We start from the raw sequence: 620 nt of genomic DNA, 5'->3' as shown, positions 1-620 counted from the left end.
AACGGTTTTTCAGCAGCGAGAGCAAAACGGGGCCAATGCCACTTAATTTGCATGCCCACTAACACGGGCAATAAGGTGTAAATCACGAGGGATTGGAGTGTATCCACAAATGGTAAAGACCAACCACTACCGCTATCAGCAAGCAACCAGAGTGCAATATTTACCCAGAGCGGAATGGTAAGCACGGTGATAATGCCGGCTACCGACGTTAAGCTAATTGAAAGTGCGACATTGGCGCGCGCCAAGTGACTAAAAAGATTAGATGTAGTGCCGCCTGGGCAGGCACTCAAGAGTACGAGGCCGAGCGCCAGTGCAGGTTGATCCTTTAAGCACAGCAGTAGCAACAAACCACATACCGGCAAAAATACCAATTGCGCAATCAGAATTACGACCATTTTTTCACGGTTTTCCCAAACCCGAAAAAAATCCTCTGGCCTTAACGTCATACCCATACCGGCCATCACCAAGGCGAGCAAGTAAGGCAACACTAATGTCACGATACTGCCCTCACCCATGCGCTAGCCCTTTTTTGCTTCGCTTTTTCATTAACGTAAAAAGCTATCGTCTAGTGCAACCATCAGCTGGTACATAGGCTGGAAATTTGCCCATTTAACTAATTC

General features: G+C 47.4%; 1 protein-coding gene. It reads right to left on the bottom strand.

The window, feature by feature from the left end:
• A partial coding sequence (locus tag ACFQEU_RS17470) for a bile acid:sodium symporter family protein (protein WP_379784216.1) occupies positions 1-515 on the bottom strand: 515 nt, incomplete at its 3' end.
• Between the last annotated feature and the right edge of the window lie 105 nt (positions 516-620).

The sequence above is a fragment of the Halorubrum tibetense genome (genome assembly GCF_042661865.1).
Taxonomy (GTDB): domain Archaea; phylum Halobacteriota; class Halobacteria; order Halobacteriales; family Haloferacaceae; genus Halorubrum; species Halorubrum tibetense.
This window is presented reverse-complemented; position numbering and strand designations above follow the sequence as displayed.